The organism is Flammeovirga sp. SubArs3 (genome assembly GCF_947387565.1).
Lineage (GTDB): Bacteria > Bacteroidota > Bacteroidia > Cytophagales > Flammeovirgaceae > Flammeovirga > Flammeovirga agarivorans.
In genome coordinates this window covers 1,091,124-1,111,783 of sequence record NZ_CANDOA010000002.1, presented here as the reverse complement: position 1 = coordinate 1,111,783, position 20,660 = coordinate 1,091,124, and the positions used below count along the sequence as shown (strand labels likewise).

13 protein-coding genes are annotated in these 20,660 nt (G+C 34.4%); 9 read left to right on the top strand and 4 right to left on the bottom strand.

Annotation, left to right across the window (positions count from 1 at the left end; translation table 11 throughout):
* Positions 1-89: 89 nt before the first annotated feature.
* From QL232_RS09010 to QL232_RS09000, 3 genes are all read left to right on the top strand, one after another.
* Positions 90-2,243: an FUSC family membrane protein gene (locus tag QL232_RS09010; protein ID WP_281613867.1), complete on the top strand. Its 2,154-nt coding sequence runs from the start codon at positions 90-92 to the stop codon at positions 2,241-2,243.
* A 194-nt stretch (positions 2,244-2,437) separates the two neighbouring features.
* On the top strand, positions 2,438-6,067 hold the full coding sequence (locus tag QL232_RS09005) for a SpoIIE family protein phosphatase (protein ID WP_281613866.1): 3,630 nt from the start codon (positions 2,438-2,440) through the stop codon (positions 6,065-6,067).
* A gap of 87 nt (positions 6,068-6,154) precedes the next feature.
* On the top strand, positions 6,155-7,978 hold the full coding sequence (locus tag QL232_RS09000) for an ABC transporter ATP-binding protein (RefSeq protein WP_281613865.1): 1,824 nt from the start codon (positions 6,155-6,157) through the stop codon (positions 7,976-7,978).
* Positions 7,979-8,020: 42 nt separating this feature from the next.
* Here QL232_RS09000 and QL232_RS08995 read toward each other — a convergent pair whose 3' ends face one another.
* Positions 8,021-9,511, bottom strand: a complete 1,491-nt coding sequence (locus QL232_RS08995; protein WP_281613864.1) for a hypothetical protein — start codon at positions 9,509-9,511, stop codon at positions 8,021-8,023.
* A gap of 691 nt (positions 9,512-10,202) precedes the next feature.
* On the bottom strand, positions 10,203-11,381 hold the full coding sequence (locus tag QL232_RS08990) for a DnaJ domain-containing protein (RefSeq protein ID WP_281613863.1): 1,179 nt from the start codon (positions 11,379-11,381) through the stop codon (positions 10,203-10,205).
* A 213-nt stretch (positions 11,382-11,594) separates the two neighbouring features.
* Between QL232_RS08990 and QL232_RS08985 the strand changes: the two genes are divergently transcribed.
* The 5 genes from QL232_RS08985 (at position 11,595) to QL232_RS08965 (ending at position 17,614) form a co-directional block, all read left to right on the top strand.
* Entirely contained in the window at positions 11,595-13,319 is a 1,725-nt protein-coding gene (locus QL232_RS08985) for a phospho-sugar mutase (RefSeq protein WP_281613862.1), read from the top strand.
* Positions 13,320-13,532: 213 nt separating this feature from the next.
* Positions 13,533-13,886 (top strand): hypothetical protein, encoded by a 354-nt coding sequence (locus QL232_RS08980; protein ID WP_281613861.1) that lies wholly within the window; start codon positions 13,533-13,535, stop codon positions 13,884-13,886.
* Between the two features lie 274 nt (positions 13,887-14,160).
* Positions 14,161-16,701 carry a family 20 glycosylhydrolase gene (locus QL232_RS08975; RefSeq protein WP_281613860.1) on the top strand — a complete coding sequence of 847 codons (2,541 nt, stop codon included), beginning with the start codon at positions 14,161-14,163 and terminating at the stop codon, positions 16,699-16,701.
* A 150-nt stretch (positions 16,702-16,851) separates the two neighbouring features.
* Positions 16,852-17,250 (top strand): hypothetical protein, encoded by a 399-nt coding sequence (locus QL232_RS08970; protein WP_168881161.1) that lies wholly within the window; start codon positions 16,852-16,854, stop codon positions 17,248-17,250.
* A gap of 118 nt (positions 17,251-17,368) precedes the next feature.
* The gene (locus QL232_RS08965) at positions 17,369-17,614 is read left to right on the top strand and encodes a hypothetical protein (RefSeq protein ID WP_281613859.1); all 246 of its coding nucleotides are present in this window, start codon (positions 17,369-17,371) and stop codon (positions 17,612-17,614) included.
* Here the strand turns inward: QL232_RS08965 and QL232_RS08960 are convergent.
* A complete protein-coding gene (locus QL232_RS08960) occupies positions 17,611-18,450 on the bottom strand; it encodes a LysR family transcriptional regulator (protein WP_281613858.1) in 840 nt (279 codons plus the stop codon). The genes QL232_RS08965 and QL232_RS08960 overlap by 4 nt on opposite strands.
* 120 nt (positions 18,451-18,570) lie before the next feature.
* On the opposite strand from QL232_RS08960, the gene QL232_RS08955 reads away from it, so the two are divergent.
* Positions 18,571-19,302 (top strand): SDR family oxidoreductase, encoded by a 732-nt coding sequence (locus tag QL232_RS08955; RefSeq protein ID WP_281613857.1) that lies wholly within the window; start codon positions 18,571-18,573, stop codon positions 19,300-19,302.
* Positions 19,303-19,418: 116 nt separating this feature from the next.
* Here QL232_RS08955 and rocD read toward each other — a convergent pair whose 3' ends face one another.
* Positions 19,419-20,660 carry an ornithine--oxo-acid transaminase gene (gene rocD / locus QL232_RS08950; protein WP_281613856.1) on the bottom strand — a complete coding sequence of 414 codons (1,242 nt, stop codon included), beginning with the start codon at positions 20,658-20,660 and terminating at the stop codon, positions 19,419-19,421.

The window sequence follows — 20,660 nt, the reverse complement described above, 5'->3', positions numbered from 1 at the left end:
TTTTGTACTTTTGTTCTGCTTTATCAATACCATATATGAACCATATTAGTACTTACTTACGCAGCATAAATTTTTCTAATGGACTAAGAATGACTTGGAGTATCGTTCTCCCGCTTGTCATTGGTCTACTATTTCAAAGAATTGGTACAGGAACCATTGTTGCTATTGGTGCTTTATGTGTTGGTTTATCAGATTCCCCTGGTACATGGTCTGAGAAAGCAAAAGGACTTATTGGAGGATCCTTCCTCAATACTATTGCCGCTATCGGAATGGCAATATGCATACAATGGCCAATCATCGCGGTATTATACCTAACAATCATTTCTTTTGCCTCTGCAATTATTAGCATTTTTGGTAACCGAGCGACAATGATTGGTAATAGTGTACTTATTGCCATAAGTTTAGGTGTTGGTTTTGGAGAGCCAATAAGTGACCTTCCTTCGCTAGCTCTTTATCTTTTAGCAGGAGGATTATGGTATAGTTTAAATTCACTGGTACTTTGGCAAATCCGCCCCTATGCAAGCATCGAAAAGCTATTAGGAGAATGCTATGTCTTGATGTCTCAGTACTTCAAAATAAAAGCCTCTCTGTTTAATGGTGATATTTCTAATGATGCACAGAACAAGTTGTTTCAATTGCAAACTCAAATTGACCATAAACAAGAAGAAGTAAGAACGTTGTTACTCACACAACGATCAGCTTTACAGGGTGCCACTCCATTAGGACGATCTTTAATACTACTTTTAAGAGCCTCCACAGATATTTTTGAAAAGGCATCTGCTACCCATTATTCTTATCAAGAACTTTCCAAACAATTTAAGGATACTCCCCTACTACCAAAGATGTCTTCCATTTTTAATGATATGGGAAATAATTTGGCATACCTCGGGAAGCATATCACCAAACGTAAGCCAACTGGAGAAATACCTAGACATTTAGATGATTTTAAAGAAGTACAAGATATTTTTGAATCACTTAGAGATGATCAATACAGAGTAATACCTATTGATGTCTTTGCTGAGGTCAAAAATATTATTCGGAATTTCAACAGAATTGATCGCACCATTAGTGAAACAGCTACTTATACAGACCTTAAGAACGACAATAATAAGGGTTTTGCAAATGGTTTAATATTACCCAATTTTATTACTTCTACAGATCAAGGTACTTTAAAAGACCATTTGACGATTAATTCTAGTCACTTTAGACATGCAATTCGTATTTCTATTGCCATGCTCCTTGGGTATGTTGTTGCCAACTTTTTAGACTTAGACAGAGGTTACTGGGTATGGCTTTCTATATCTGTAATTTTAAAGCCTTCGTTTGCCATCACAAAGCAGCGTATGCTACAACGAATTATAGGAACAACGTTTGGAATCATCATTTCTGCCATCCTTTTAAAAGCATTTAATGCTTCACATATATATATTATTTTCTTACTGATTTTTGGTGTGGGTACATTTTCAACCCTAAGTAAAGACTATAGATTAGGGATGATGTTACTGACTCCTTTTATCCTATTAATGATCTCACTTTCTGTTCCATTTACAGAAAAAATTGCACTTTACAGGGTTATAGATACCGCTTTAGGTGGAATAATTGCGTTTCTGACTAGTATTTTCATTTATCCAGAATTTGAAATCAAGAAGATAAATAACAAAATTATTGAAGCCACTCGTTCTGCTTGTTCCTATTTTTCAGAGGTCGCAACAGTCTATACTGGGTACTCAGAATTAGATGAACACAACTACAAATTGGCTAGAAAGAAAGCACAACTTGCCAATGCCAATCTTGCCGTCAGCTTCCAAATTATGCTGAATGACCCAAAGAATAACCAAGTTCCCAGTAGTAGTTTATATGAATTTATTGCAGCAAGTAGAATGCTATTTGCTCACACTGCCACCCTTGCCTCAAATGCTGAACGACTCTCCAAAAAACACCCAATACCTGATTTACAGAACTTTATAAAAGACATACAACAACAACTAAATAGTATTATTGAAGGAATTGAGCAGCAGAAGCCTATCGAAATCATTCCCAATTTATCAGATCACTTAACAATGTTGATAGAAGAAACCGAGCAAATCAAAAAAGACAGAGAAGAAGAATTGAGTAATAATATCAAGGAATCTCACCTCATTAAAATCTTGTCAGATTATGTCTTGATTACTAATCAGTTTATGAGAATTTCGAAAAATGTGAAGTTTATGGGTAATTATGCAAATGAGCTAATTTTGGGCTAAAAATCTAATTATTTGGAAAGATTACTACAATAACCCTTATATTTCTTACATTATTGAACTATTTCAATATCATATATTTTTACTTATATGTAAATTGTTTATAATTGTAGATGGTAAGCTAAACAATTTTCAAATTTTTAGTGCTACGTCCGTTAACTCATATTTCAATTATAGCTTGCTACCAAAACTATTTAATGTTCTTACAAAAACTAATATATACTACCCTGCTGTTACTCTTTACTTTTGTTGTGATTGCTCAAGAAAATAAAAACTTTGAAAGGTTAGCAAAAAAGGCCTACGAAGAGCATCATTATTCAGAAGCATTAAGTTACATGGAACCATTAGTAAAAATGGATCCAACCAACGAGTCTTATATTTACAGCTTGGCGGTTTGTTATATCAAAACAAATCAGTCTGGAAAAGGTGTGGACTTACTAAAGAGTATTAAGAAATCTGCGTCTGCTCAAACCTCGGATTATTATTATTATTTAGCTGAAGGGTATTTGTATCTCACAAAATTAACCTTAGCAGAAGATGCTCTATATCAAGCATCTTTATATCCAAATGGAATTGAGGACATCAATTACCTAAAGAATCGAATTAAACACGCTAAGAAGATCTTAAAAAGTGGTACCAATGTTATTGTAAGACATTTGGGAGGTATTGTAAACACTCCTGCCAATGAACATAGTATAACACTAACTAAAGATCATCAATCATTTTTATTTACTCGCGTAGCTGAACTACCTGATAAGAAAACAGATGTTGATTATTTGGAGAAGATCTACAAAGCCTATATGGACGAGAATGATGATTGGGCGACACCTATTAGCGTTCAAGAGTTATCTTCTGATGGGCATGATGCTACAGTACAATTGTACGATGAAGATACCAAGGCTATATTATACCGTGATGGAAATTTATATACCAGAACATTAAGTAATGGTGAGTGGGGACCTGAAGTACCGCTTAAAGGAGTAAATACGGTTGCTCAAGAAACCCATGCTTACATCAGTAAAGATCATCAAACTTTGATCTATGCATCTAGAGGTCATGGGCATCATGAAGACTTAGATCTTTACCAAACTACATGGAACCCGAAAAAGAAACAATGGAAAGAACCAATACCATTAAAGGAACTCAACACTCCATACGATGAGGATTCTCCATTCCTAAGTGATGACGGAGAATTATTCTTTTCATCACAAGGTCACAATTCTATGGGTGGTTATGACATTTTCAGATCTGTGTATGATTCTATCAAAAGAGAATGGACTACTCCACAAAATTTAGGGCATCCCATTAATTCTACTTCTGACGATATATATTTCAGTATGTATGGGAAATTGGGTTACTTTTCTTCTGCAAGAACAAATAGTGTTGGTCAATTAGACATATACCAAGTATTTTTCTTTAATAAAGTAAGAATCAATGGCCTTGTTTTACAAAATGATGGTACCCCTTTTATTAATGCTAATGTTAGGTTACAATCGGAGTCTAACATTTATGAGACCATTACCGACGAAAAAGGAAAATATTCATTATTAGCAGATCTTGACAATAACTTCATTATTACCGTAGAGAAGAATTCCAATATTTTTCATGAAGGTACCTATGCGATTAAAATAGGTGTACGAAACAATAAAAATGAGGAGAACCATTTCTACGTTCTAAAAGAAAAAGATATTGAAGATGGTATTGTAGATGCACAGGCTCCAACAACAATTTCCGTTACTGTTCATAACAGTTTTGATTTCAACCCTCAGTTAGGTTTAAAACAAGGCGTAGATATGACAGTCAACAAACCCATTAACGAAAATAAGATTATCGGAAATGTGACAAGAAACGGTTTCCCAGTTGAAGGCGTAAATGTGACAGTCAATAATAAAACTTATATCTCTGATAAAAATGGTAAGTTTTCTTATAACATTAAACGCGAACTAGGTATTTTCAAATACCCTAGACATGTTTCTATTGCCAAAGAAGACATGGAGTTAGAGTCTTGGTACTTAGAAGACGGTATTCTTCATATCACTATTAGAGAAAAGCTTCAGGATGTTTTGGAAGGGATTGTTTACAACGAAGACGGACAACCAATTCCCAATAAGTCAATCCATATTTTAGTACACAACAAACTTTTTAGTACCAATACAAAGTCTGATGGTTCATTCACTATTACTTTTCCAATTGGAGTTCGATTGAAAAGAAACTTTGAAGTGACTGTACCTGGTAGAACTTTAAAAAGTTTTGCTCAAGAAAGAAGAGAGCTTTCTCAATACATTGAAATGAAAGTTTCTAACCAACAGACTATTTCCAATGTTGGCTTTAGAGTACAAGATCAAAATGGCAACCTTATTCCTAATGCTTTAATTTTAGTAGATGGTAAATTCACTTCTACAAATGATAGAGGCTACACTTCTATGAAAGTGGGAATGACATTCAATGAATTTGAAGCTTCAAAAAGTCTTGTACTTATTCATTCCTATGAAGTATTAAGAAGAAGCTTTGATCCTCTACAAAGAACACTTACCATGACGGTTAAAGTCGAGGAAGAGCCAGTAGAAAATATTGAAGTTTCTGCAGCCGCTGATCCTAGTAGCATTAAATCTATCGAACAAAGAAGAGAAGAGTTGTCGATCAGAAATGACTTCTTGAGTGTTTACGAAAAAACAGAAAACAAAGAACTAATTGCTCAATATGAAATTGATTCTCTAAGATCAGAATTAACCCGTTTGGAGGACAAATTAACGCAAGTAAAGGATTCTGTGTTCACTGCTCAGGATAGTTCAATGCTATCCATGATCAATGTGTTAAGAAATAAATTAGAGCAGAAAGAACAACGGATGTCTCAGTTCAAAGAAAATAACCAGTTGGCTCACGAAAAGTATCAAAAAGAAGCGTTGATGTATGGAGTATCGATCTTCGGTTTGTTCTTATTGATTGTGGGGTTAATGATGATTATTCGAAGAACTTACTTACAAAAACAAAAAGTAGAATTGGTTAAAGAAGAGCTGGATAATGCCATGACTCAAGTGAATGATCAGAATGTGAAAATCACTAATAGTTTAAGAGCCGCTCAGACCATTCAATATGCCATTCTTCCGCCAATGGATTTATTAGAGAGTAAATTCAAAAAATTCTTCACCTTATACAGGCCAAAAGATATTGTTAGTGGTGACTTTTATTGGTTCGGCGAAGTGAAAGATATACATCAAGAAACACATCAGTTTTTTGCTTGCGTAGACTGTACAGGACATGGTGTACCAGGAGCATTAATGTCTATGATAGGCAAAACGATTCTTCAAGAAGTTCTCGACAAACGTCTATCACAAGACCCTGCCATTATTTTAGAGATGTTAAATCAAAGAATTATTGCCTACTTACGCCAACAAGAAAACTCTATTAATGACGGGATGGATATCGCCTTATGTAAATTATATACCAATAAAGAGGGTAATCCTGAAATTTTATTTGCAGGTGCGAAAAGTGACATCTATATCATCAGAAGAAAATATGGAGTTCTAGAAAGACATAGAGGTAGTAAAAAATCCATTGGAGGTAAACAAAGAGTCGGCCGAGAATTTGAATGTAACAAAATTGTTTTAGAAGAAGGAGACGCCATGTTAATGCTTACTGATGGTATCCTTGATCAGAACAACGAGAAAAACGATAAGTTTGGTCGTCGCTATTTCGAGAAGTTTGTCCGTCAACATATTGACCAACCTATTGAAGACTTAGGCGATTTAATTGAAGCTGCATTAGATGTCCATCAAAAAACTATCCCCCAAAGGGATGATATTACAGTAATTGGCATAGAGTTTTAGGGTTATAAAAGAGAATAAAATCAAAAAGTGGGCATTGTATTTATTTTTATTTATAACTTTATCGCCAATAGATTTTTTAATTAAAGCATGAGCGAAAACAACTCTGATATACTACTTGAGGTAAAAAACCTATCCATATCCTTTAATCACGAGGAAAGAGGCTCCGCACCAGCTGTAAAAGACATTAGTTTTGTATTGCGAAAAGGAGAAACGTTAGGTATTGTAGGTGAATCAGGTTCCGGGAAATCCGTAACTGCGATGTCTATGCTTCAGCTATTAGGTAAAAACAGTAAGATTGATAAAGGTGAAATTATTTTTCACTCTCCTAACTATGGGAGTATTAATCTACTGGAAATATCTAAAAAGAATATTAGAGACATTAGAGGACATGAAATTGGAATGATTTTTCAAGACCCAATGAGTTCTCTTAACCCCGCTTTAACATGTGGTTATCAATTAGTTGAAACTTTACTAATCCATGAAAATGTGAATAGAAAAGAAGCTAAAAAAATCGCATTAGAAACGTTCGCTACATGTCAATTAAAAAACCCTGATAAAGTTTTCCATTCCTATCCTCACCAATTATCAGGAGGACAGAAACAGAGGGTATTGATTGCTATTGCTCTTGCTTGTAACCCAAGCCTTCTGATTGCAGATGAACCTACAACTGCACTTGATGTCACCTCTCAAAAAGGAATATTAGATCTCTTTGAGAAATTTAAAGAGACTCGTAATACATCTACTATTTTCATTTCACATGACCTTTCTATCGTCGCTCAAATGGCTGATCGTATTGTTGTTATGCGAAAAGGAAAAGTAGTAGAACATGGTACAGTACTAGAAGTTTTTACTAATCCTCAACATTCTTATACAAAAGGTTTACTAGCTTGTAGACCAAGGATGGATATTGAGTTAAAAAGACTTCCAACTTTAAACGATTTCTTAGAAGACAAGCATAACCGCAGTCACTCTAAAGCTCGATTCTTATCTGTAGGACAAGCGTTAATGATGAATGCCCAAGATGAGAAAGTAGTTGTGGATAGACAGAAATCCGTTATGGATAAGACTCCAATCTTAAAAGTAAAAAACCTAACAACAGAGTTTGTTACTCAAAGAAATGCTTGGGGTAAAGTCACAAAAACTTACACTGCTGTAGATGATGTGTCTTTTGTTGTTCACGAAGGAGAAACTTTAGGTTTAGTAGGTCCTTCTGGTTGTGGAAAAACAACACTTGGAAGGAGTATCCTTCAATTGATCTCTCCCACTTCTGGAGAAGTGATTTTTGAAGGAAGAAACTTATTGGATATCTCGAAAAAAGAGCTAAACAACTTAAGAAGCGATATTCAGATTATTTTCCAGAATCCTTATACTTCTCTAAATCCAAGGCTTACCATCGGGCAAGCTCTGATGGAACCAATGAAGGTACATAATATCTATTCTGATGATACAACTAGAAAGAAAGAAGCTATTCGATTACTAGAAACTGTTGGTCTTTCTGCGAGTTATATGAATCGATACCCTCATGAATTCTCTGGTGGGCAAAGACAACGTATTTGTATCGCAAGAGCCTTAGCAACAAATCCGAAATTCATTATCTGTGATGAATCTGTTTCTGCTTTGGATGTTTCTGTACAAGCCATTGTACTCAATTTATTACAAGATCTAAAAGAGAAGTTTAATCTTACCTATATATTTATCTCCCACGACTTGGCTGTAGTGAAATTTATCGCAGACCGAATTATCGTTATGGAAAAAGGAGAAATTAAAGAATGGGGATTATCTTCTGATATTTATAAAGATCCTCAAGCTGATATTACTAGGAAGCTGATAAAAGCTATTCCTGAAGCTGATTTCAGTAAGATCAAACAAAACATGTTGAAACGAAAAATGAGGTATCAAAAAAATCCCTAGCCATTAAATGACTAGGGATTTTTTTAGACATATACTTTATTTCTAGAACTTGTTATCCACTAAAGAGATAAAACTAACAACAGCTTCAGAAGTAAAGTCCCACTCGTATTTAACTGCATAGTCAGATTTTATCAAACTAATCGCAGATGTATAATCTTCACAAGCATCTAATCTTTCAACTGCCAAGTTCATAACATCTGGGTTTCCACCAAATAATTCTTTTTGGAACAAGAACTTTTGGTTGATATTAATGGAGTCCTTGATATTATTTTCAGATGCAGCTGCATCCCCTTGAAGCTTTTGTAATAAGTTCTGAGGCTCTTCATCTGCAACATGTGCTTCTAATATTTTTGAAGTAACATCTTCTTGCACTACTTCAGACTCAGAAACAACTGCTGTCACTTCTTCTTTTACTTCTGTTTCTGGAGTTTCATCAACTACAGGTGCAGGCTCTTCTACTTTTTCTTCAATCTCAGGTTCTGAGTCAAAACTAATTTCTTCTATACCGCCGATAAAATCATCAAGATTATCCTCTTTCACTTCATCTTCAGAGAAGCTTTCTAAAGAACCTGCTATTAAGTCATCCATCGATTCAGATTCTGGCTCTGATTCAACCACCGCTTCCTCTTCCGTCACCACTTCAGATTCAAACGTAGGCTCTTCAAAAGTTGGTGTTTCGAAAGTCACCTCATTTGTATCTACCTCTGTTTTGTTTTCAAGAGTTTCCTCCTGAACAGGAGACTCCTCCTCTACTTCTTCTTTCTCTTCAATAGTTTCGTTAATGGTGTCATCAATATTCACCACTGTTGAAGAGAAAGTTTCTATATCCACTTTAGGAGTCTCTTCAATCTCAGATTTAGTTTCTGGGATTAAATCCTCAGAAGGAGCTTCATCTAAGTATGAAGGGTGTAACTCAAACAGACCTACAGGAACAATTTCATTAAATGATGCCACAATTTCTTTAGGGCTATCTTGTAGTTCTGGATGTTTACGAATAATATTATTAGCAATATTAATTGCTTCAGTTCTTTTGATATTGATCCCTGCCTCTTCTTCTATTGCATCTTGTATTTCCTTTGTAAGTTTTGGATGAATCTTGATATACCCAAACATTGGAATCAAGTAATTTTTCAAAGGAATTTTCATCCCTTGAACACCAAAAAACTCTTCAAAAAATATATCAGGAGAGAAAGTAAGAATTAAAACATCTCTAACTGCTTTCTGAAGTAATGGAAGAAAATGAATTTTTGAGATATGAATGTTCTTTGACAGTGCATTCATTAAATGTGATAACGATGAACGAACTGCCTCGGAAGAATAATCAAAATAAGGACTTTGAATTCTGATCGCTTCTTTTTGCCAGTTTTCAAATATTCTCTTTAAAACAAACAGATTTACACTTTCAATCTCTGTAAGCTTTGTGATTTGAATTCCAGTTATATAATCATTTTCAGAAAAGAAATCGTCGCATATAGCATCAGCAACTTTTTCAGAGTATATTTCTATTGCAGCTAGATTTGGCTTTTTGTTCATGTCAAAACTTTTGTCAAAGGATCTCTACATTATCTTTAAAGATAGTGTCAAATATATTTGAAACACAGAATTTAGATCATATTTATCAGAAATCTAAATTTCTACCTTTCAACATCTTCAATAAATCATATAAATTTAAGCAAATAACGTGCATTTATCTTTTTTCAGTTAAAAATTTCATCCATCAGAATAAAGAATTAGTGAATATCAGACTGTGAAATTTCATGCTATTCACAACATTTTTTTATTTAACAAAGTACTTTGACTATTAAATAAGCTATCTCAATTAAAGAGTATGATTTTTATCGGGTTAAACCTTGTGATTCTACTTTGAATACTTAATTTTGCCTTTGACTATGCGCATTAAGTCAAACAAACACTATCAAGTTTTATGAAAAAGTTTTTTATTTATAGTAGCGTTCTTGCTCTTTTAGCGACTTTAACCTCGTGTTTCGGTCAGCATAACCATGCTCCTAACCCAGGCGTTAACTTAAACAGTAAGCGTATCTATGGACCGAGCAGAAGTGCAGAGCCTGTTCAGCTAGAAAATGAATATCCTAAGCCGGATTCTGAATTACTAATGAGAATTGAGGACATCCGCACCAAGTTATTCCCTAACTAGAAATAAGGAATACATAAGTGAGTAAAACTCATGATAAACCTTTGTATGTTTCAACATGCAAAGGTTTTTTTATTTCATACAAATTTCGTCTTTTCGGATGCTGGAAGCCATATGCCCTAAATTGGAAGCATCTTCAAATGCACTACATGCTTCTCCATTTCTACCCAAGGCCAACAAGCTTTCTCCCAACATATAGTAGGCCCTATAATCCTCAGGTCTCAGTCTACTTGCCCACCTACAATCTCTCACTACCTCTTCATGTCTACCTAATGTTCTTAATAGTCTTGCTCTTAAGATATATATACTAAAGTGATCTTCAGGAACATCTTTCGCTTCCAAAACAACAGCATAAGCTCCACCGTAAGTATCCTTGTAATAATCATTCGTCAGTAAAGCCGCACCGGATAATACATTAATGGCATTTTCTGGTTCATTTAAACCTGTGGAATACACTTCTGCCAAACCCATATGTGCCTTAAAATCAAACTTATTTTTTTCTATTAACTGATTAAACGTATAAATAGATTTTTCGTATTTCTGAGTATTAAATTGAGAGACCGCTAAACGCCAATAAAGTTCTTGAGGCATCCCTTTTCCTATTTCCTTTTCTACCTCTTCCAATAGCCGGATGACTTGATAGTATTCTTTGTTTTGAAAAAAGTAGAGTGATGCATCATCAACCTCTTGCATTAAACTATCGTAGAGGATATCTCCCCTATCAGATAAGATTTGTAAAGTATTTTCAATGTTTCTAGCAGCTATCAATGCTTTACCATACTGCCCTTTTTCAGAATAGTTTAATACTGTAGAAATTGCTTTTTGTTCACTTTCTAATTGTTCTTGGATGTTTTTATGTTTTATATACTGATTGGCGAATATTGATGACAATACAATCACAAAAAAGACAGCAGCTCCAACTGAAGCCCATTTTAAAATCTCTTTATCCTCTTCTTTTTGCTGTTGTACAGTACTTATAATTGGCTCAGTATCTTCCTCTTCAAATTCTTCTTCTGTTGAACTTGTTTGTATTTCTTGCTGATACTTCAACCAATTATCATATAATTCTCTTTGATAGTCATTCATCAAATTTTCATAGGCATTTACAACCAATTTGAAAACTTCCGAGGCTTTATCATTTTCTTGATTTTTATCTGGATGATACTTTTTAGCCATCCGTTTATAAGCAGCTTTAATTTCTTTTTTGGTAGCGTTTTCAGGTATTTCTAATATGTCATAATAAGATATCATAGATAGCTTTTGTGATGAATAATGCAACCGATTGATTCGGGTGGTATACTTCTATTATATACAATTCATCCAATTATTAAATGTTTTTTATTTTAATAAAGAAAAAATAAGACCGTTTTAATAAAAATTGATTTATATCAGCGTTATCTACTCAATTTTATACGTTAATTTGCAGACGATTAATTGACAACAAATACTATTTAAAACAGCAAAATGGATCAAGTAATTAACCAAAAAGTTTCTGAGTGGCTGGAAGGCTCATATGACGAGGAAACAAAAGCAGAAATTAAGAGATTACAGGCTGAAGACCCACAAGAACTAAACGAAAGTTTTTACAAATCACTTGAATTCGGTACTGGTGGTTTAAGAGGCATCATGGGTGTTGGTACTAACCGTATGAACAAATACACAGTTGGTATGGCAACTCAAGGTCTTGCAAACTATGTAAAGTCCCAAGTGAACGAATCTCCAAAAGCCGCTATTGCCTACGATTGTAGAAATAACAGTTCGTTTTTCGCAGAAGTAGCAGCAAACGTACTAGCAGCAAATGGATTCACAGTTTATTTATTTGACGAATTAAGAGCTACACCTGAATTATCCTTTGCAATCAGAGAATTAGGTTGCCACACTGGTATTGTACTAACTGCTTCACATAACCCGAAAGAGTATAATGGCTTTAAAGCTTATTGGGCTGATGGTGGTCAGGTAGTTCCTCCACACGATGGAAATATCGTTGCTGAGGTCCGTAAGATCGCTAGCGTTGATGATGTTAAATGGGAAGGTGGAGAAGGTAAGGTTATAAAAATCAACGCAGAAGTTGATGAACCTTACTTAAAAATGCTTGAAGGTTTAGCTGTTTCACCAGAAGCAATTAAAGCTCAAAAAGATCTTAAAATCGTTTTCACTTCTATCCATGGTACAGGTATCACAATGGTACCGAGAATCTTAGAGAGATTAGGGTTTGAAAATGTACATATTATTGAGGAGCAAGCAGTAGTAGATGGTAACTTCCCTACTGTTGTTTATCCAAACCCTGAAGAATCTGAAGCATTGAGCATGGCTTTAACAAAAGCTAAAGAAATTGATGCTGATATTCTTTTAGGTACTGACCCTGATGCTGACCGTGTAGGTATTGCTATCAAAAACCATAAAGGAGAGTGGACATTACTAAATGGTAACCAAACAGCTGCTTTATTATTTAACTATGTTATCTCTGCTCGTAAGAAAGCAGGTAAAGCACAGCCAAATGATTTCGTTTGTAAAACAATTGTAACTACAGATCTTATCGATCGTTTTGCAAAAGCAAACGGAATGCCTTGCTACAATGTATTGACTGGATTCAAATACATCGCAGAAGTAATCAAGGAGAAAGAAGGTAAAGAAAACTTTATCGTAGGTGGTGAAGAATCTTACGGGTACCTAATTGGTGATTCTGTTAGAGACAAAGACGCCATCGCTGCTTCTTCAATGATTTGTGAGATGGCTGCTTACTACAAAAATGAAGGTAAGTCTATGTTTGATCAACTTATCGACATCTATGTAGAGCATGGGTACTTCAAAGAGAAATTAATCTCAATCACTAAGAAAGGTATGTCTGGTGCGGAAGAGATTGCTCAAATGATGAAAGATCTTAGAGCTAACCCTCCTGCAACAATTAACGGATCTACAGTTCTTGAGATGAGAGATTACCAATCTTCTGAAACTACAGACCTTACGTCTGGTGAGAAGTCAGTTATCAACCTTCCGAAATCGAATGTATTACAGTTTATCTTAGAGGACGGAACAAAGATTTCTGCTAGACCTTCTGGTACAGAACCTAAAATCAAGTTCTACTTTAGTGTAAACACTTCTATTGCATCAGCGGATGAGTTTGATTCTGCAGATGCTGCCTTAGAAGAAAGAGTAGCGAAGATTATTGAAGACATGAAACTGAACTAAGTAATAGTTTAGCATCAATAAATGAAGCCCTTCCAGATTGGAAGGGCTTTTTTTGTTAAAATTAATCTTTAACAATGTGTCTTTTTAAAATTGCTTTATAAAAGACCAAAATATATTAATTCATTGTCGATCCTTCCAACCTAATTGTTGTGACTCCGTTTTAAATAATAACAATACAATAACGTGATGTAATAACTAACAAAAGCTTATACAATGAATAACTTTATATTTCGAGAGCTACAGTATATCACACTTACTATAATGTTCTTGCTCATAGGTTTGATACCTTTTGAAAAAGGCTATTTCTCCACCGAAAAACCAAAAATTGTAACCAATGCAAAATTTTCTACAAATGAAGAATTGATTAATGATGAAGAAATAATACAACAATATAGCTTTATGCGGCATTCAGGTTTGATAGATCTACATGATGATTTACAGGATAATCATTCCGTAAAGAACTCAACCTTTTACGCCATTTTCACCCTGTTATTTATATTTATCATCTTCCCAGTAAGGTATACTATATATTTGTTAAACTACCTTTTAGATGATAAACCTCAATAAAACGCATTCCATAAACCTTTAATTTTGATACATGAATTAAATTTTACTGAGAAAACTAAGACCATCTTAATAAACTAAAACGGGTTGAACTTTTCAAAACCAATAGACCTTTTAAGTATATAGTGCATTTTCGACACTAAACAGAATATTGATGTCGTTTAGCCGGAAAAATATGTCTCTCAGCTAAAAGTTTTCATTATACACTTATCAAAAAGTAGATTGCATGTATATCGATATAATTAAACTCGACTAAGATTCGATCTACATATATATTATGAACAAATTATTTACATATCTACCTCTACTTCTTATTGGACTTGCATCTTGCATGGGTTCAAAAGACAGTACCAAAAAGGACATTGCCATTCACTGGCAACAAAAAGCTAACGAAGCAAATGAGCAACATGAGTCTTTGGCAACATTGACAATCAAAAACATAGGGGGGATAGACCTTAACAAAAAAGGCTGGGCACTTTATTTCAATAACAAGCCATGTACGCAAGTTAACATCAATGCAATTGGCGACGAGGTAATCATTAAAAGAATTAACGGTGATTTCTTTGAGATCACACCTTCAGATAAATTCCAAGGCCTTACTAAAGGAGATAGCCTTGTATTAGATCTATATACCAATAGTCCAGTAATCAAATACTCAGACCAAGCGAATGGTTTCTACTTTATTTTTGATAAAGAAGGAAAAAAAGAATTTTATGAGCCATCTGTTTCTTGTGGTTTAATGACTCCTGAAATGGCAAAAATGTCTGATGATGATACTTATGAAATTGAAAATGAGTTTATCAGATATGATAAAAACAAACAATTATCTAAGATTACTCTAAATACAAAGAGTAAAATCATCCCTACTCCATTAAAAGTTAGTGATGGGAAAGGCAAAGTAGATTTAGCACAATTCACTGAAATTGTTGCTGATGCATCTACACAAAAGCAAGCACAATTATTAAAAGCATACTATAAAGAAGCTTTCAACAAAGATTTAAAAGTTGTTGAAAAAGCAACTGGTACAGCTACTTCAATAGTTCTTAGTAATAAAAAAGCAAGCTTCTCTAACAGTGATGAGGCATATACTTTAAATATTTCTAAGAATGGTGTTCAAATTCTTGGCTCTTCAAAAGGTATTGTTTACGGTATCCAATCGTTAAGAGCACTTTTCCCTGTAAAAGGAGAATCATCAATCGTTACTGAGACTAGAATTCAAGATGCTCCACGTTTTGGATATAGAGGTTTCATGATTGATGTTGCAAGAAATTTCCAAACAAAAGAAACTATCCTTCATTTATTGGATATAATGGGATTCTATAAGATGAATACATTACACTTCCATATTACAGACGATGAAGGTTGGAGAATTGAATTAGAAAGATTTCCTGAGTTAATAGAGATTGGTTCATCAAGAAAGCATCCAGACTCACCATATGCTACTATTCCATCTTATGGATCTGGTCCAAAAGGAACAGAAGGTGTTTCAAACGGTTATTATACTACTCAAGATTATATCGAAATACTTCAATACGCTCAGGCTAGAAATATTGAAGTTATTCCTGAAGTAGATATGCCAGGTCATGCTAGAATTGCTATCAACGCAATGGCTTACAGAGCTGAAAAGCTTAAGAAAGAAGGCAAATCAGATGCTGAGGCAAATGAATTCTTATTGAATGACCCTAATGACAAATCAGAATATTCTTCAGTTCAAGGATTTGATGATAACACTATTTGTCCTTGTCAGGAATCTTCTTACAACTTTATGGATGCTTTAGTACTAGAATTCCAAAAGTTATATAAAAAGGCTGGTGTTCCTTTACAAACTATTCACTTTGGTGGTGATGAAGTAGCACATGGTGTTTGGGAGAAATCACCACTTTGTGCTGAATTCATGAAAGAAAACAAGCTAAAAGATATTGAAGCTCTAAAAGGATATTATGCTGTTAGAGTTGCCAACTTAGCGAAGAAGAATAATGTAAAACTTCAACTTTGGGATGATATTCTTCACCATGCTGAAGGGATGTCTCCAAACAACCTTACACTTAATGCTTGGGACAACTCTTGGGGAACAGGAACGGAAGATTTCGGTTACAAAAGAGCCAATGAAGGTTACGATGTGATTCTAACATCAGTATCAAGCTTATACTTAGACATGGCATACACTAAGGAAGTGGACGAGCCAGGATTTTACTGGGGTGATTATAACGACACAAGAAATGTCTTCAATTATTTGCCTACTCACTTCTTCTCAATTGATCATAAATTAAGAACAGGTGGAAAAGTAACTGTTGAAGAATTAAAAGATAAAGAGAAGCTTACAAAGAAAGGGCTTTCACATATTAAAGGTATTCAAGGTGCAATGTGGTCTGAAACTCTAAAATCTAGCGATAGATTAGAATACATGATCTATCCTAAACTAATTGCATTGGCACATAGAGCTTGGGTTCCTTCAGTTGTAAAAGGAAATGAAACTGGAAAAGCAATTGAGAAAAACCTAGATGCAAAGTGGAATGTTTTTGCCAATACTGTTGGTCAACGAGACATGAACAGATTAGCATCTTGGGGCAGAAATTATAGAATTCCTCCTGTAGGTCTTCAAGTAAACAAGGGCGAAGTGGAAGCTAATATTGCTTACCCTGGATTAACCATTCGCTATGCTTCTTCTGAAGAATCTTTAGATGAGAATTCACCAGAATATACACATGCAGTCAAGTTAGACAAACCTATGCAGTTCGCAGCTTTCGATAAATATGGTAATAAGAGTAGAGTGATTACAGTTTCACCTACTACTATTCTTCCGAAAAAAACACTATAATTAAACTAGACTAACTAGCTTTCAACAAACGATTATATTAGGCCGTCCGAAAAAGACGGCCTTTTATATTTTCAATTTGGTAAGATTCATTAATAAGACTTTGTAATCTGTTATGAGATTTAGACCTTTGTATTAAATATTAAGATTATTATGCAAAATACTCCGGAATTAAATAGTCAAGGAAAATACTTAGGTACTATCACTAAAGATTTTATTAAAGTGTATTCAGTATTAAAAGAAGCTTCTTATCAAGTGAGAAAACGAAACTTCTCTAAATACCCGATATTCCCTGTTTCTAAAGAAGCATTACAAGTTGGGCAACATATTGTTGGTCCTCAACAAAAAGAGTTCTTAGAATGGAACTATGGTGTTTCTTATGCTGAAGAATTTTTACAAAAAGAATTGATCCTAGTAGAAAAATACGAAGAGTTCAAAAAGTCATATAAAAATCCTGAAGAGTTTTGTTGCTTATTCGTTATCGATGATGAGTTTGTCAACTTTGTTTACATCCCTTATCCTGTAGACGAAGAAGGTAACGAAGTATTGTAATATCAGGTATACCTTTAATCGAAACGTTCTCTAATTTATAAGAAGTAATTAGAGAACGTTTTTTTATACATTTTGATTAACTTACTCATCAACTTTAAGCGACCAAAAACTATTTAATATGAATTTAACAGACTGGATAGGATCAATAGGTGTTTTTCAAATCTTACTGGCCTATGTTCTTAATATTACAGGAACTTTAGACAAGGATAGTCTTACTTTTAAGCTCCTTAATTTCTTTGGTGCATCTTTAGCATGTACTGCTTCCGTACTCATGAATTACATCCCATTTATTGTATTAGAAGGGGTATGGGCTTTTGTTTCATTAGTTTCGCTGTTTCAAAAAAGAAAACATTCTAGTAATTAGAGTCCATCCTGATTAGAGAAAATACTTATTATTGAGGCTATTGCAGGGTTACTAAGACTATCTTTTGGATAAGATAAGCCAACCTCTCTGTAAGACATAGGACCATTATACGATTTGATTTGAAATCCATCCCATTCTTTTACAAAAGACTCCGGTAAAAAGGTAATTCCCAAACCAGCTATCAATAAAGTAAGTACATCATTTTTTGTAGCACAATTCGCTACTGTTTTCCACTTCCCTCCTAGATCATTAAGTATTGAGAGACTTTGTTGATGTGCTTCACAGGGAGGACAATGGATAAAAGGCACTCCTTCTAAATCTGTTATTTCGATCAATTCCTTCTCACAAAGTGGATGATTATCAGGAATACAAAGTACATAATCTTCTTTCCAAAGAGGCAAAAAGAGATGTTCTTCAAACTTCCATTCCCTCACTAATAAGTTTATTTCACATGATCTATCCATAGGACGAATATCCCATTCAATATTAGATACTTCTTCGGTTATTTTTCTGAAAAATTGCTTCTTTAATTCCTGGGGTAAACTATCAGCTACCCCAATCACTACTTTTTGGGTAAATTCACTTTTCTGGAACATCTCCGGTAAAGCATTTAACTCCCCTAGAATACGTTTAGCAATTGGATACAACAAATGACCTTCTTCCTTTACAGTTACACCTTTCTTGTGTCTGATAAATAATTCCTTATTTAATAATTCTTCTAAAGTTTTAATTCCATTAGAGATATTGGGCTGAGAAACAAAACACTTTTCTGCTGCTCTAGAAAGGTTTTTCTCTTCATAAACTGCTACAAAAAACCTAAGCAATCTTTCATCCATAATTATTTCTTATAATAACTATACAAAAATAGTATTTTGATGTAAGAATCAAGGAAAATACCTTTGTAACCACATAAAAAGCATAAATTATAATCATAAATAAATCTAATAGATCTCATTATGGAATCATCAAAAAAAGGACTTGTTATTATTACTGGTGCTAGTTCAGGCATTGGAGCTGCAACTGCAAAGTTATTTTCTGAAAACGGATTTCCTTTATTACTTATCGGACGAAGAGTTGAAAAAATTGAGGCACTAGATCTTCCAAATACGCTATGTAAAAAAGTAGACGTAACAGATCATAAAGCCTTTCTTACTGCAGTAAGAGAAGCAGAAGGTAAATTTGGAGAAGCGGAGGCCATTATAAATAATGCAGGGGTTATGCTGTTAGGTGATATTGCTGTTCAAAACCCTCAAGAGTGGAAAACAATGTTTGATGTAAACATTATGGGTGTATTGAACGGGATGCAAATTGTGTTACCTCAAATGAGAGCTAGAAAAAGTGGAACTATTATTAACGTAAGTTCTATTGCTGGTAGAAAAACTTTTGGTAATCATGCTGCTTATTGTGGTACTAAATTCGGCGTTCATGCAATCACAGAAAATGCAAGAGAAGAAGCGGCATTAGACAACGTAAGAATGGTTACTATTGCCCCTGGTGCTGTAGAAACTGAATTGTTATCACACACAACCAACCAAGATATTAAAGATGGTTATGAGTCTTGGAAAGAAGAGATGGGTGGTGTTTTAAAACCCGAAGATATTGCAAATGCGATTTGGTATGCTTTCAATCAGCCACAAGGAGTTAATGTTAGAGAAATTGTTATTGCTGCAACGAAACAACAACCTTAGTATTGAAATCAACTAAATATCTAAAAGAAAAAATCAGACAAATAAAAAGGAGTAGCCCAAACAAATGGACTACTCCTTTTTCTATTCAGAACTAAGTAATAATGAACTTAATTCTACTATTTACTAAAGTTTAAAACCACTTCAGTAATGATATCTACACATTCGTTTAATTGCTCTTCGGTAATAACTAAAGGAGGGGCAAAACGAATAATATTACCATGAGTTGGTTTGGCTAATAAACCATGGTCTTTCAATTTATAACAGATTTGAGTAGCCGTAGAAGACTCCTCAGTATCGTTTACTAGAAGAGCGTTTAAAAGACCTTTACCTCTAACTCCTGTTAAAAGATCTGTCTTCTCACATAAGTCAGACATTTTTTGTCTAAAGATCTCACCTAATCTAAACGCGTTCTCCATCATTTTCTCCTCTTTCAATACAGTTAATGCTTCCATCATAACTGCACAACCTAGAGGATTACCACCGTAAGTAGAACCGTGTTCACCTGGATTGAATACATCCATCACTTCTGATGATGTAAGTACAGCAGAAACTGGATAGAAACCACCAGAAATTGCTTTTCCAAGGATCACCATATCTGGAGTAATTTCATCATAGTCTGAAGCTAACAGTTTACCTGTTCTACCCACACCTGTTTGAACTTCATCCACCATGAATAAAACATTGTATTTTTTACACAACTCCTGAGCTGCTTTTAAATATCCATCTTCAGGAACATAAACACCCGCTTCTCCCTGAATTGGCTCTAACCATAAACCTGCTACGTTAGGATTTTTCAATACTTCTTCCAATGCTTTTAAGTCATTGTAAGGTACGATTTCGAATCCTGGCATAAACGGACCAAAGTTAGTTGTAGCAACAGGGTCAGTAGATGCTGAAATGATTGTAGTTGTTCTTCCATGGAAGTTTTTCTCTACACCTACAATAATCGCCTCATTTGCTGGGATACCTTTTTTCTCATATCCCCACTTACGAGCTAATTTAATAGCTGTTTCATTACCTTCTGCACCTGTATTCATCAAGATAGCTCTTTCAAAACCGAAAGTTTCGCAAAGCATTTTCTCAGCAAGACCTAATTGGTCAGAATAAAAAGCTCTTGAAGTTAGAGTCAATTTCGATGCTTGTTCGATCATGACTTTTAAAATACGTGGGTGTACGTGTCCTTGGTTTACTGCAGAGTAAGCAGAAAGAAAATCGTAATACCTTTTTCCTTCAATATCCCATACAAAAACCCCTTCGCCTTTCGATAGAACTACTGGAATTGGAGCATAGTTGTTTGCCCCATACTTTTTCTCTAGTTCCATTGCTTCTTGCGAAGAAATAGCCATTACATTTTCCAT

Bases quoted from the DNA above. Each gene is read 5' to 3' on its own strand.
- rocD (WP_281613856.1), bottom strand. From the start codon at position 20,660: ATGGAAAATGTAATGGCTATTTCTTCGCAAGAAGCAATGGAACTAGAG.
- QL232_RS08975 (WP_281613860.1), top strand. From the start codon at position 14,161: ATGAACAAATTATTTACATATCTACCTCTACTTCTTATTGGACTTGCA.
- QL232_RS08960 (WP_281613858.1), bottom strand. From the start codon at position 18,450: ATGGATGAAAGATTGCTTAGGTTTTTTGTAGCAGTTTATGAAGAGAAA.
- QL232_RS09010 (WP_281613867.1), top strand. From the start codon at position 90: ATGACTTGGAGTATCGTTCTCCCGCTTGTCATTGGTCTACTATTTCAA.
- QL232_RS08980 (WP_281613861.1), top strand. From the start codon at position 13,533: ATGAATAACTTTATATTTCGAGAGCTACAGTATATCACACTTACTATA.
- QL232_RS09005 (WP_281613866.1), top strand. From the start codon at position 2,438: ATGTTCTTACAAAAACTAATATATACTACCCTGCTGTTACTCTTTACT.
- QL232_RS08995 (WP_281613864.1), bottom strand. From the start codon at position 9,511: ATGAACAAAAAGCCAAATCTAGCTGCAATAGAAATATACTCTGAAAAA.
- QL232_RS08965 (WP_281613859.1), top strand. From the start codon at position 17,369: ATGAATTTAACAGACTGGATAGGATCAATAGGTGTTTTTCAAATCTTA.
- QL232_RS08970 (WP_168881161.1), top strand. From the start codon at position 16,852: ATGCAAAATACTCCGGAATTAAATAGTCAAGGAAAATACTTAGGTACT.
- QL232_RS08990 (WP_281613863.1), bottom strand. From the start codon at position 11,381: ATGATATCTTATTATGACATATTAGAAATACCTGAAAACGCTACCAAA.
- QL232_RS08985 (WP_281613862.1), top strand. From the start codon at position 11,595: ATGGATCAAGTAATTAACCAAAAAGTTTCTGAGTGGCTGGAAGGCTCA.
- QL232_RS08955 (WP_281613857.1), top strand. From the start codon at position 18,571: ATGGAATCATCAAAAAAAGGACTTGTTATTATTACTGGTGCTAGTTCA.
- QL232_RS09000 (WP_281613865.1), top strand. From the start codon at position 6,155: ATGAGCGAAAACAACTCTGATATACTACTTGAGGTAAAAAACCTATCC.